Source organism: Sphingomonas sp. URHD0057 (assembly GCF_000620665.1).
GTDB lineage: Bacteria > Pseudomonadota > Alphaproteobacteria > Sphingomonadales > Sphingomonadaceae > Sphingomicrobium.
Genome location: NZ_KK211162.1, coordinates 442543 through 454845, shown reverse-complemented (window position 1 = coordinate 454845; position 12303 = coordinate 442543). Strand labels below are relative to the sequence as shown.

15 protein-coding genes and 1 pseudogene are annotated in these 12303 nt (G+C 63.9%); 8 read left to right on the top strand and 8 right to left on the bottom strand.

From position 1 onward, the window contains the following. Positions 1-56 precede the first annotated feature (56 nt). A complete protein-coding gene (locus N539_RS18830) occupies positions 57-638 on the bottom strand; it encodes a hypothetical protein (protein ID WP_028970303.1) in 582 nt (193 codons plus the stop codon). Positions 639-734: 96 nt separating this feature from the next. Between N539_RS18830 and N539_RS18825 the strand changes: the two genes are divergently transcribed. Both N539_RS18825 and N539_RS17885 read left to right on the top strand, forming a co-directional pair. Further along, positions 735-1286, top strand: coding sequence for a TetR/AcrR family transcriptional regulator (locus N539_RS18825; protein ID WP_028970302.1), 552 nt, complete (start codon positions 735-737; stop codon positions 1284-1286). Between the two features lie 147 nt (positions 1287-1433). Further along, positions 1434-2513, top strand: a complete 1080-nt coding sequence (locus tag N539_RS17885; protein ID WP_197018411.1) for an acyltransferase family protein — start codon at positions 1434-1436, stop codon at positions 2511-2513. 52 nt (positions 2514-2565) lie between these two features. Here N539_RS17885 and N539_RS0111035 read toward each other — a convergent pair whose 3' ends face one another. Beyond that, positions 2566-2868: a hypothetical protein gene (locus N539_RS0111035; protein ID WP_156029896.1), complete on the bottom strand. Its 303-nt coding sequence runs from the start codon at positions 2866-2868 to the stop codon at positions 2566-2568. 348 nt (positions 2869-3216) lie between these two features. Here N539_RS0111035 and N539_RS0111030 point away from each other — a divergent pair, with 348 nt between their 5' ends. Next, positions 3217-3441: a hypothetical protein gene (locus N539_RS0111030; RefSeq protein WP_156029895.1), complete on the top strand. Its 225-nt coding sequence runs from the start codon at positions 3217-3219 to the stop codon at positions 3439-3441. Positions 3442-4094: 653 nt separating this feature from the next. Here N539_RS0111030 and N539_RS0111025 read toward each other — a convergent pair. Beyond that, the gene (locus N539_RS0111025; protein WP_028970299.1) at positions 4095-4568 is read right to left on the bottom strand and encodes a hypothetical protein; all 474 of its coding nucleotides are present in this window, start codon (positions 4566-4568) and stop codon (positions 4095-4097) included. On the opposite strand from N539_RS0111025, the gene N539_RS0111020 reads away from it, so the two are divergent. The 3 genes and pseudogenes from N539_RS0111020 to N539_RS19200 all read left to right on the top strand — a co-directional run. Continuing rightward, positions 4527-5924 (top strand): leucyl aminopeptidase family protein, encoded by a 1398-nt coding sequence (locus N539_RS0111020; protein WP_028970298.1) that lies wholly within the window; start codon positions 4527-4529, stop codon positions 5922-5924. The genes N539_RS0111025 and N539_RS0111020 overlap by 42 nt on opposite strands. 138 nt (positions 5925-6062) lie before the next feature. Further along, positions 6063-6419: a MarR family transcriptional regulator gene (locus N539_RS0111015; protein ID WP_028970297.1), complete on the top strand. Its 357-nt coding sequence runs from the start codon at positions 6063-6065 to the stop codon at positions 6417-6419. A 91-nt stretch (positions 6420-6510) separates the two neighbouring features. After that, positions 6511-6654 (top strand): annotated as a pseudogene (locus N539_RS19200) (glycoside hydrolase); the annotation flags it as partial. Here N539_RS19200 and N539_RS0111010 read toward each other — a convergent pair. The 5 genes from N539_RS0111010 to N539_RS0110990 form a co-directional block, all read right to left on the bottom strand. Further along, positions 6610-7596, bottom strand: a complete 987-nt coding sequence (locus N539_RS0111010) for an acyltransferase family protein (protein WP_443027629.1) — start codon at positions 7594-7596, stop codon at positions 6610-6612. The pseudogene N539_RS19200 and the gene N539_RS0111010 overlap by 45 nt on opposite strands. 103 nt (positions 7597-7699) lie before the next feature. Next, entirely contained in the window at positions 7700-8026 is a 327-nt protein-coding gene (locus N539_RS0111005) for a hypothetical protein (protein WP_028970295.1), read from the bottom strand. Then, positions 8023-8982 (bottom strand): endolytic transglycosylase MltG, encoded by a 960-nt coding sequence (gene mltG, locus N539_RS0111000; RefSeq protein ID WP_028970294.1) that lies wholly within the window; start codon positions 8980-8982, stop codon positions 8023-8025. Before mltG ends, N539_RS0111005 begins: the two co-directional genes overlap by 4 nt. Next, on the bottom strand, positions 8979-10235 hold the full coding sequence (gene fabF / locus N539_RS0110995; RefSeq protein ID WP_028970293.1) for a beta-ketoacyl-ACP synthase II: 1257 nt from the start codon (positions 10233-10235) through the stop codon (positions 8979-8981). The genes mltG and fabF overlap by 4 nt, the downstream gene beginning before the upstream one ends. A 131-nt stretch (positions 10236-10366) precedes the next feature. Beyond that, positions 10367-10603, bottom strand: coding sequence for an acyl carrier protein (locus N539_RS0110990; RefSeq protein ID WP_028970292.1), 237 nt, complete (start codon positions 10601-10603; stop codon positions 10367-10369). Between the two features lie 96 nt (positions 10604-10699). On the opposite strand from N539_RS0110990, the gene N539_RS0110985 reads away from it, so the two are divergent. Further along, positions 10700-11155 carry a hypothetical protein gene (locus N539_RS0110985; protein WP_028970291.1) on the top strand — a complete coding sequence of 152 codons (456 nt, stop codon included), beginning with the start codon at positions 10700-10702 and terminating at the stop codon, positions 11153-11155. Then, positions 11152-12303: an FAD-dependent oxidoreductase gene (locus N539_RS0110980; RefSeq protein WP_028970290.1), complete on the top strand. Its 1152-nt coding sequence runs from the start codon at positions 11152-11154 to the stop codon at positions 12301-12303. The genes N539_RS0110985 and N539_RS0110980 overlap by 4 nt, the downstream gene beginning before the upstream one ends.

The following is a 12303-nucleotide window of genomic DNA, read 5'->3' as shown; positions in this document are numbered from 1 at the left end:
CCAACACGGCGAGCGGAGCCTATCAGCCGCTCGTCATGGCTCCAAGGACGTTGCCGTCAGCGCGAGGCGGAAGTTGGAGCGAGCGTGCGGCTCATCTCGATCTTCTCGCTGCCGGGGAAGTTCGGCTCCCAGCCCGTCGCGATCTTGCGCATCAGCGACGTCATCACCGTGGTTTCGCCAACCTTCCAGAAACGTTGGCGGAACTGGGACTGATTGCCGTCTGCGCGCGTGAGGAGGACATCGCGAACGATCGACCCGTCGGCTTCCGCGTGCATGGTCCCTTGCTCCTGGGCTCCGGAGCCGGGCTCGCTGGTCACCACATAGTCGAGGTTTTTGGTCTTGCCGTTCCACACCGCCATGCCCTCGAAATGCACCGCCTCGGGCTTGCCGCCTTCGCGGGTCAGGGTGGTGTAGAAGATGTACGATTGCTTCGGGCCGTATTCGAATTTCTGATGGATCGAGATGTCCGGGCCGCCGCTCGGCTTGGAATACCAGTCCCCGATGAGGAACTCGTACGCTCCATACGGGCTGGCGATCATGGTCGGGGCATCGATCCGCATCTGTGGTTGGGGCGCCGGCTGTTGGGCGGCGGCAGGCACGGCCAGCAAAGCCGTCGCAATCGCAATCGAGAATCGCATCCTTGTCTCCTGTCGAAAACTCGTCGCTTCGCTAGCCACACGCGCTTAGGAAAGGGCCGCGATTTCGATCAGGGAACGATCAGGCGGACATTGGGCATGAATTGTCCGGCACATCCGGCACGGCGCAGCGACCAGACGCGCGCCCAAATCATGAAGGCGTTCACGCGCCTGGTGTTCGCCCACGGCTTCGAAAGCGTCTCGGTCAAGAAGGTGGTCGAAGAAGCGCAACTGGCCCGCTCCACTTTCTACGAGCATTTCTCCGACAAGGAGGATGTCTTGCGCGCCTGCATGACCCGCATATTCGCGGTCGTCGCCGACTGCATCGCGTCCGACCAGCCGCCGGGCCGGCTGGTGGAGGTGCTCGAGCATTTGTGGTCGAACCGGCGCCTGACCGACGCGATCTTCTCGGGCCAGGCGCGCAAGGTGCTTTCGCGCAACCAAACCGACCTCATCGAAAGCCGGTTGAAGACGATCGGACCGCAAGGGCCGCTTCCTTCCCGCCTCGCCGCGATTCATCTCGCCGAGGCGCAATTGTCGCTGGTTGAAAGCTGGCTGCGCGGCCACGCCCACGCCGCGCCCGACGATCTTGCGGCCGCGCTCCACCGGAGCAGCCGCGCCTCGGCGCTGGCGCTTCTCGGTGCCGATTAGAGATGCGCGAACCGGTGACGTTAACGCCACCTCAACCGTAAAGTCCTAGCCTGCTTGAACTGGATGGCTCGGGTCTCGCTCGGCGAAATTCGAACTGTCCCGGAGGCTCTTGGCCGCAACCGGCCCTTGATCAATCGGGAGTTGCGCGTGTCGACTGGTCACCGCTTTGTGATGCTCGATGGCTTGAGGGGCGTTGCGGCGCTGATCGTCGCCTTCGGCCACATCAGCGAAGTGCTCGGTTTCGGCGTGCTTCCCCACGCCCATTTGGCCGTCGATTTCTTTTTCGTCCTGAGCGGCTTCGTCATCGCCCAGGTCTACGAGGCTAGACTGCAGACGACCATGACGCCGGGCGAGTTCTTCATCAGGCGCGCCATCCGTCTGCAACCGATGGTGATCCTGGGCGCGGTCCTGACCGCAACCATCGTCATCATCGAGGGCTGGTCGGGCACGGGCACGGGCGCTGGAGCCATCCTGTGGGCCCTGGTCGCGGCCTCCTTGTTCATTCCGTTTCACACGCTTTCCGCGCCTGCCGCGTTTCCGCTCAACGGGCCGGTGTGGTCGCTCTTCGCGGAATATTGGGTCAACATCCTCTATTCGTTCATCGCGCCGGCTTTGACCCGTGTCCGGCTGCAAGCTCTGCTCGTGGCCGGGCTCGGCATCCTGCTCGTCTTGTTAAGCATGAGCGGCGGGATCGGCCGCGTGTGGGAATCGGACACGATCGGCCTTTCGGCGGGACGCGTGCTCTACCCATTCTTTGCCGGCGTGTTGGTGAGCCGCGCGTTCCGCGACGGCAGGCTGACGTCACTCAGGCTGTCGCCCGTGATGGCGGTGACAATTCTGTGCGCGGTCCTGCTCGCGCCTCCGACCAGGTTCGACGCCGCGTTCGATTTCGCTTCGATCACGATGGGAATGCCGCTGTTGGTCGCCGCGAGCACGAACGACAATCTCTATGGGATTGCGCGACGGACGATGTTACTGAGCGGCGTCCTGTCCTATCCCATTTACGTCCTCCATTTTCCGCTCGCGTTCCTGTTGATCGTGCCGTTCCTGTTCACGGTGGTGGCGAGCGGCTTGGCCGGCCCCGCGCTGGCCTTGTTCATGGTGACGCTGGTTGCAACGTCCTATCTGGTGTTGCGCTACATCGATGAACCGCTGCGTGCCTGGCTGACCGCGCGCTCGAAGGCGCATGCCATTGGCGCCAATACCGCGCATTCTCGAGGCGGTTGAGCCGCGGAAGCGGGACGGCGAGTGTTTCGCCGCCCCGCCCGCACGCAACCGATTATCCGCGTATTTGCCCGCGTCCCGCAGCCATCACGCTGTCGGCGAGGCTGCCGAGAAAGACGCCGCCGAAGAACGCCAGGACACCCGTGCCGACCAGGCCCGGATTGGGGAAATCGGGACCGATGACGGTCACCGCCCCGATGCCGCCGATGGCCCCGATCACCCCGCGAACGAGGTTGCGCCACCAGGGCTCGGGATCGGGGATCGGCGGCCGGCCGCCATGGTGGATCAACCACCACAGGAACCAGCCCGGCCACATCGTGCCGCACCAGCCCATCATTGCTGCAAATGCCATGTTCATGCTCGTCCTCCCTGCGATTTGGAGTGCAGGGGGCACCGAGCAATCCCCCGCCAACGCTATACGCGATCCGACGCCGGGCGGCAAAACTGCCCCTCGCTGTCCGGTCCGAGACTGGCGATGCGGAGATCAGACTGGGCGGGGCGCTGACGTCCGCAACGGGCGGAAAGCAGACGTCAGGTCATGCTTGATGAAGCACAAAGGCCACGCCCGTCCAAACGACAACGGCGCCGATCACGCCGACCAACACCCAAAACAGTTTGGGCGACTCCCGGCGCACGACCGCCCCATGCTTGCTGTAGGGGATTTTCTGCCGATAAATCGACCGACCAAAAAATGCAGGCCATACCATTGAACAAATTGATGTTGGCTTCGATCATCCCGCTAACATCGCCGGAACATCGAATGTCCGCAATGGGTGGAAAGCAGACACTGATGCAGAGCAAATTGATCGTTGTCAGTGTCAATCGTCCACCGACCTTTTTGACCCTCGCCCGTAACATCGAGCAGAGCAAGCAGATCACCGCCCACGAAAAGACCTACCGCGTCGCTCTTAGGGTTCCATTGGACATCTGAGCTTTCATGTCGCGACCTCAAAAACAATGCATATTCTGCACCAATCCGGCCAACAGCAAAGAGCATTTCTGGCCTGAATGGATGCACGAGCTCCTACCACAATTGCCGGACCCGCGTCACAATCGGAAGGCGTATCATTATCACCCAAAGGTCGGTACGATTGAGGAGGGTGCATCGCATCGCCCTGGTGCGCTCCACACGATTAAAATCCGCGCCGTTTGCGCCACTTGCAACACGGGTTGGATGAGAAATCTCGAAGAGGCAGCACGACCATTTCTCACGCCGTTGATTAAGGGGTCACTGATTGCGCTAGGAGTTGAACAAGGCACTATAGTTGCACGATGGGTCGCTCTAAAATGCATTGTCGCAGAACACGCCTCTCGCGACACTACGCTCACGCCGGAAACTGACCGCTTTGCATTACGCGACAGGGGAGCAATTCCGGATTACTTCCAAATCTATTTAATCAACCACAACATCAAACACGGGATTCGTTATAACCGTCACAGCGTCGGCATTTCACTTACAGGGCCTGTTTCTAATCCACCGCCTTGGGGACGCCCCAAGAACGTACAGTCGATCTCGTTCTTGCTCGGGCGTATCCTCGTTCACCTTAACGCCTCTCGAATTGAAAACTACACCATAGAGAGCCGTTACCGGACCTTCCCAATCAATGTCTGGGAGACGTGTCGGCTCTGGCCTTTCGTCGGCAACAACATGGTCTGGCCTCGCCGGCCTTTGCTGGATCGGGGCGGTGTCTCCAGCGTCTCTAGTGCTTTGGAGATCGCTCTTTCCGGACCACGATCACGTGGGGTGACAACCCTCCAGCGCGCTCGTGACGGATAGCCTAATCGGTCATAGACTGCGACGGCGAGATCGATCCCGACGAAGCGATTGAAACGCTCGACTTCCAGCTCGATGACCTTGTCGACGAAGCCGCACTTCCCGGCGGCGTCGGCGAAACCTCGCGCGCGATCGATGGCGTCAACTTCGTCAACTTCGTAGGAAATGACGGCGACCAGGATGCCCCTCTCCTCCGCGGGTGAGGGGTTGGGGAGAGGGGGCGTGGAGGGTAAGGGCTGCCCATGACCGATTTCGCTGCCCTCCTCGTCGCCGACCGCGGGCAAAAGGCTCGCCCGATCCACGTCGTCGACAAGCAGAGCTTCGAGGGCTGGGCCAAGAAGCGCCCGGCCGAGGACCGCGCGCTGCTCGCGGCGCACCGCTTCGACGGCAAAACCGGCTTCGCCTTCGTCATCCTGCCGCGCGGCGGCGACTTCGAGGTGGTGAGCGCCGTCAAGGACGCGAAAAGCCTGTCGCCGTGGTGCCTGGCCAAGCTCGGCGCGAGCCTGCCCGAAGGAACCTACAAGCTGGCGGACGGCGATCCGGGCGTGGCGGCGCTCGGCTGGCTGCTCGCCCAATATCGGTTCGATTCCTATCGCGCGAAGGCCGACGAGCCCGAGCGCGGCGCGCGCGTGCTGGTGAGCGGCGAGCCGGCGCGGATCGAAGCCACGGTGCGCCTGGCCGAGGCGACCGCTTTGGTCCGCGATCTCGTCAACACGCCGGCGGGCGACCTTGGACCCGCCGAGATCGAGGCCGCGGTGCGTGACGAGGCCAAGCGTTCGGGCGGTCACGTCCGCGTCACCGGCGGCGATGAGCTTGCGCAAGGCTATCCGCTGATCGCCGCGGTCGGCCGCGCGGCGACGGCCGAGCGCGCGCCACGCCTGATCGAGCTCGAATGGGGCAAGGCCGGCAGCCCGCGCATTGCGATCGTCGGCAAAGGCGTGTGCTTCGACAGCGGCGGGCTCGACCTCAAGCAGCCGGCATGGATGCGGAACATGAAGAAAGACATGGGCGGGGCGGCCCATGCGCTGGCGCTGGCGCGGCTGGTCAGCATGGCCCGGCTGCCGGTGCGGCTGCATCTCGTCATCCCGGCGGTCGAGAATGCGGTGTCGGGCGCGGCCTACCGTCCCGGGGACATCGTCAAGTCCCGCAAGGGCGACTTCGTGGAGATCGACAATACCGATGCGGAAGGCCGGCTGATCCTCGCCGACGCGCTGACTCGCGCCGCCGAGGACAAGCCCGAGCTGATCGTCGATTTCGCGACTCTGACCGGGGCGGCGCGCACCGCGCTCGGGCCCGATCTTCCGGCGCTGTTCGCCAACCGCGACGACCTCGCCGCCGAGCTCGAGGCATCAGCCCGCGGAACCGACGATCCGCTGTGGCGGATGCCGTTGTGGGATCCGTATGCCGAGCTGCTGAAAAGCGATGTCGCCGACCTCGCCAATGCGTCGAACTCGCCGATGGCCGGCTGCATCACCGCCGCTCTGTTCCTCAAGCGCTTCGTCCCCGACGACATTCCCTGGGCCCATCTCGACACCTATGCGTGGCGCGATTCGGCCAAGCCGGGGCGGCCGAAGGGCGGCGAGGCGCTTGGACTGCGCGCGGTGTTTGGCCTGCTCGAAGCGCGTTATCCGCCTCGCTGACGTTGCCGTTCGCCGAAAGTTCCGGGTCTTTTCGGCCAATTCGCTGCAACATTTCGCGTCCTTACCGGTTTAGTTCGACGCTACGCGGCACGGGATGGAAACGAGGCAGCTATGGGCGAGGTATCGCTAACAGGCTGGATGAAGGCGCTTATCGCCTACGTCCGTTCGGGCGAGCCCGATTTGACCAATCGCCAGATGGCGTTGTTGATGATGGTCTACCTGACTCCGGGCCCCCATACGGTGCGTGGCCTGGCGCGCGTCCTGGGCGTGTCGAAGCCGGTCGTCACACGCGCCTTGAATACGCTCGGCGCGCTCGGCTATCTCCGTCGCGAACGCGATCAGGACGACCGCCGCAACGTGTTCGTCGTCCGCACCAATAACGGGGCAGATTTCCTTGAAGGCTTCAAGCGTAACCTCCGCGAAGGCGACGGCGGGCAATCCACGGCGCACCGGCCGATCATCGGCCAGGCCCACGCCTACGCCCATCAGCGCTGAGGAAGTCTCGCTTACCGGGCCGTCGAATCCGCCCGACCGCCGGTTCCACGCCTTTCGCAAGGACCTCGCCGACGTCGCCCTGATCGATTGCGTGATCGCTTCGCATTATGCGGAGCCGGTCGAGCGCATTGTGACTCACGGAGCTCCGCTCCGCGAAGGGCCGTCCGACGAAGCGGACGCCGTCCGCGAGCTAGTTCCGGGCGAGCCGTTCGCGATGCTCGACGACAGCGTCGGCTGGGCGTGGGGCTATGCCGGCGAGGAGCGGCGTGTCGGCTACGTGCGGAGCGAGGCCCTGTCCTGAACGCCCGCTTTTCCATCCGCGCGTCCATTTCGGCCGCGCCCGGATGATCGGCCGCTCGACCAGGAAGTAGATCGCGATCCCGGCGGCGGCCGACAGGACGAGCCCCCCGATCCCGTGGAATTGCTTGAAGATCAGCTGATGGAACAAGTAGATCGAGTAGGAAGCATTGCCGATGAGCACCGGCAGATCGAAGGCGCGGCCTGACAGCCGCGGCTCCAGCGAGCGTAGGCCGTACACCAGCAAGGACGCCGGAACGCCCCAGCAAATGACCCGCAGGATCGCGCCCCCGCCGAACGACTGATCGTAATAGGTGTCCGGAGCGACGGCGAGCAGGATCAGGCCCAAGGCAGCCGCAACTGCACCGAAACTCGCTCGGCTTGGCATCTGCGCGATGGCGACCCCAAGCAGGAACTCGAACGCCAGCGGGCTGCCGATGAACCAGAACAACAGGTTGTTCGTGGTCAGGCCGAGGATGAGGCACAGGCCGAAGATCAGCAACGGAATGGAGGCGCGGCTCGCAATCGCCACGGCAAAGCCGGCGTAGAACAGCAGCTCGAAGCTTAATGTCCATCCGACGCCCAGCGCCGGTTCGACATATTGGCGGCCGTAGACGGGCCACAGCGTCAGGCTCCGCACGAGGCCGAGCAGGCTGACCGGCTCCATCAACAGCCACGGGAGGACGGCGATGAGCCACAGCGGATAGATCCGCCAGGCGCGGTCGGCGAGGAATTGCCCCGGGCTGCGGCCGCCGGCGCAGGTCGCCATGATGAAGCCCGAAATCACGAAGAACAGGTCGACGCCGGCGGCGCCGAGCTTCGTGCCCCCGGCAAAGGCATGATGCGCCACAACCGCCATCGCGGCGACACCGCGCAACACTTGGATCGACCGCAACTTCACGACTTTTCCCCGCCACAGCGCTCGGCGGGGTCAAGTTTAAGGTTCAGCCCCTTAAGAAACGCTCTACCGAAGGGACTGCCGGCTAAAGGACGAAGTTCAACCAGAACAACTGGTAGAGACTGCTGAGCACGAGCACGGCCAGCACCGCGGCAATCGCCCAGTCGCGCCGCGGCTTCCTTGGTCGTCGCGCAGGGAACAACAGCCAGCCGGCAAGCGCTGCCAAGAGCAGCGTCCCGATCGCGCTCTTGTTGAGGAAGGCGGCGACGGACGGGCGCACGTGTTCGGTGCCGCGAACAACGGTGTCGCCGTGGGGGCTCATCATGAACGCAATGGCCCAGGCCATGACCGTTGCGAGCAGGATCACGGTGCCGAGAAACAGACGTGCGCGACCGATCCCCCGGTTGCTCACATTTGTCCTCTTGCCTTGCGAAGCGCGAACCATTTGGCGACGTTCGCCTGTTGCTCGGCCAGAGTCGCGGCGAAGACATGCCCGCCGGTCCCGTCGGCGACGAAATAGAGCGCCTTGGTCGGCGCCGGATGCAGCACCGCCTCGATGCTCGCCCTGCCGGGATTGGCGATCGGACCTTGGGGCAGACCCTCAATCCGATAGGTATTGTATCCGTTCTTCGCATTGAGCTCGGACTTGAGGATGCGTCGGCCGAGCGGCTTGCCCTTGGTGACCGGGTAAATCACGGTCGGGTCGGCATCGAGCTTCATGCCGATCCGCAGGCGGTTGCAATAAACCCCGGCAATGGTTGGGCGCTCGGCCGGCTTGCCCGTCTCCTTCTCGACGATGGAGGCGAGAATGACCGCCTGCTCCTTGGTGACGATCGGGCAATCGGTGCTCCGCTCCGGCCACAGCTGCTCAAGCGTCCTGGTCATCGCGGTCTGCATGCGTCTGACGACCGCGGACCGCGCCTCGGCACGCTCGTACCCGTAGCTGTCGGGGAGCAGCGAACCCTCGCCGATCGGCGGCGTGGCGCCGGTCAGATATGGGTTTGCGGCGAGCTTCTCCGCGACGCTGATCGCGGGCATTCCCTCCGTGACGGTGATCAGCCGCTGCACCGGCCGGCCATGCTGCAGCAGTTCGAGCAAGGCAGCGCCGCCGGTGCCTGCCGGAACCTCGAATTCCCCGGCCTGGATCGGGTCGGGGGAGCCGAGCAGCCGCGCCATCGCGCGATAGGTCGTGCAATTGCCGGGTACGAGATATTTGCGCTCCAGCCCAGGGCAAAGGCTTGTCAACGTCGCGCCTTCTTCGACCATGATTGTCGTCGGAGCGCTGGCTCCGCCGCCAAGCCACAGAAGGTAGATGCCAAGAAGGGCCGCGACGGCAAGTGCCGCGGCGGCGGCGGCGAGTTTCCTCACACGGCCTTCATGATCAGCGAGGCGTTGGTCCCGCCAAACCCGAAGCTGTTGTTCAGCACTGCGCGCACCCGTCGCTTCTTCGCCTTGTGTGGAACCAGGTCCACGCCTTCGGTCCCTTCGTCCGGGTCGTCGAGATTAAGCGTCGGAGGAACGATCTGGTCGCGAATTGCGAGAATGCAGAAGATCGCTTCGACCGCCCCGGCGCCGCCAAGCAAATGCCCGATGGCCGATTTGGTGCTGCTCATCGAGGCGCCATGGAGGTCGTCGCCAAGCACGCGTTTGACCGCAGCCAGCTCGATCGTGTCGGCCATGGTCGAAGTGCCATGGGCATTTACGTAATCGATGTCCTCGGGCTTCATCCCAGCCTTCTTGAGGGCCATTCGCATCGCCAGCTCGGCGCCCCGGCCTTCCGGGTGCGGCGCAGTCACGTGATACGCGTCGCCCGATAGGCCATAACCGACGACCTCGGCATAGATCTTGGCGCCGCGCGCCTTGGCATGCTCATATTCCTCGAGCACCACCACGCCTGCACCCTCGCCCATGACGAAGCCCTCGCGGCCCTTGTCGTAGGGCCGGCTCGCTTGCTCCGGCCGATCATTGAAGCTCGTGTTGAGCGCACGCGCCTGGGCGAACCCGGCCACACCAAGCGGGTTGATCGTGCTCTCGGCTCCGCCGGCCAGCATAATGTCGGCATCGCCATCCTTGATCATGCGCGCGGCGTCACCGATTGAGTGTGCGCCCGTCGAACAGGCGGTGACCACGGAATGGTTGGGTCCCATCAGCCCATATTTGATCGAAACCTGGCCGGAGGTGAGGTTGATCAAACGACCGTGGACGAAGTGAGGGCTGACCCGTCCCGGCCCTTTTTCCGCAAGCACCAGCGATTCGCTTTCGATTCCCGGCAAGCCACCAATGCCCGAGCCGATCGAGACGCCCGTGCGCTCCTTGAGATCCTGATCCATGTCGGTCAGCCCGGCATCCTCGAGCGCCTGTCCGGCGGCGTCGATCGCATAGACGATGAACGGATCGACCTGACGCTGGACCTTGTGATCGACGCGTTTGTCGGGATCGAAACCGTATGGATGGCCCTTGGGCTTCACTTCGCCCGCGATCGTGGCCTTCTGGCCGGTGGTGTCGAACCGCGTAATGGCGGCGATGCCGCTCCTGCCCTCGATGAGGTTCTTCCAGGTCGTCTCGACGTCGGCACCAAGGGGCGTCACCAGACCGAGACCTGTCACAACGACACGGCGCATTGTCAGCCTCCAAAAGGAACAGGCCCAAACCCGTTCGGGCTGAGCCTGTCGAAGCCCTGTACTGTCTTCACAACGCCCTAAGTAGGAAAAGGCAGCCCCTCGACAAGCTCAGGGCGAACGGATTGTGTCGATCAGCCCTTGTTCTGGTCGATATATTCGATGGCGTCGCGGACCGTCGTGATCTTCTCGGCCGCGTCATCCGGAATCTCGACCCCGAACTCTTCTTCGAAAGCCATCACCAGCTCGACGATGTCGAGGCTGTCGGCGCCGAGATCGTCGATGAAGCTCGCGTCCTCGGTGACCTTATCGGCCTCTACGCCGAGATGTTCGACGACGATCTTCTTCACCCGATCGGTGGTCTCGCTCATGGAAAGCTTCCTCCGTTAAGTCTTTCGCGATGCCCTAGCGGTGCACCTTGAACGCTGCAAGTGGCGCGGAAAACCGCGGATCGCTACGTTTGACCCATGCGCGCACGCAATTTGACAGCTGGAGAGGTCGAACTGATCCGCTCCGTGTTCGGAATTGCGATCGATACGGCGCGTGTTCAACTGTTCGAAGGCAAATGGTGGCCGTTCCAGCCGCGACGGACGGCGATGGCGCCGATGGGAAACATTTATTTCCACCCCAACGGGGGCGGCTGGTCGAATGATTTCGCGAAGGAGCCGCTGCACCGCCAAGGCTTCTTCATCCACGAAATGACCCATGTCTGGCAGGCGCAAAAGGGCGGCCGCTTCTATCTGCCGCTGATGCGCCATCCGTTCTGCCATTACCGCTACGCGATTGAGCCCGGCCAGCCGTTCGATCGCTACGGGCTCGAGCAGCAGGCCGAGATTGTGAAGGACGCGTTCCTCGCCCAGCACGGCGGTAGCCCGAGCATCTGCCCGCCGAGCGATCTGCTGCCGTTCCGAGAGCTCGCATGACCGAGCATGTCGCAGTCGTCGGCGCGGGTGTGTTCGGCGCCTGGACCGCGCATCATTTGCTCCAGGCGGGCCACGCGGTGACTCTCATCGACGCCGTCGGTCCGGCACACAACCAAGCCTCCTCTGGAGGTGAATCGCGTCTCACCCGGGGCGCCTACGGCAGCGACGAAATCTATACGCGCATGGCGATGGACTCGTTGCCCCAGTGGCGGGCGCTCAGCGCCGAGGCGGGATTGCCGCTCTTCCATCCCTGCGGGGTTCTGTTCTTCTTTCCGGGCGAGGAGTCGTATCTTCGCGACACCCTCGAGGTTCACCGCGACCTCGGCCTTCCGAGCGAAGTGCTGAGCCGGTCGGAAATGGCCGCCCGCTTTCCGATGTTCGACTTCAGCGAAATCGAGATCGGCGTGTTCGAGCCCCGATTCGGCGCTCTGATGGCGCGCCGCGCCGTGCAGACGTTGGTCGAGCGCTTCGTCCGGGCCGGCGGCGGTTATGTCCAAGGCTTGGTGGAGACGCCCGGTCCAGCCGGCGCCCGCCTCGCGCAGGTCCGGCTTTCATCCGGCGAACCGATTTCTGCCGACCGCTTCGTGTTCGCTCTCGGACCGTGGTTGCCCAGACTGTTCCCCGATGTCGTCGGGTCGCGCATTCGCGTGACCCGCCAGGAGGTCTTCTATTTTGCCCCGCCCGCCGGCGACCGCAGCTTCGAGCCCGCGGCCATGCCCTGTTGGGCGGATTTCAACCATGGCGACATGTTCTACGGCTGTCCCGACCTTGAGGGCCGAGGCGTCAAGTTCGCCCACGACCGTCATGGCCCGGAAGCCGATCCCGACACTCAGGACAGGCGCCCAAGCGATGCCGCGCTGAACGAGATCATCGCCTTTCGCGGCCGCCGCTTCCCAGGACTGCTGGGCGCCGTCCTAACCGCCGCCGAGGTCTGCCAATATGAGAATAGCTCCAACGGCGATTTCCTGATCGACTTCCACCCGCGGCTCGACAATGTGCTTCTGCTCGGCGGCGGGTCCGGGCACGGGTTCAAGCACGGGCCGGAGGTCGGCCGCTACGCCGCGGCGCGGCTAACCGGCTCGATCACGCCCGAGCCACGCTTCTCGCTCGCCACCAAGGGCAAGACGCACCATCGTGAGGTGCATTGA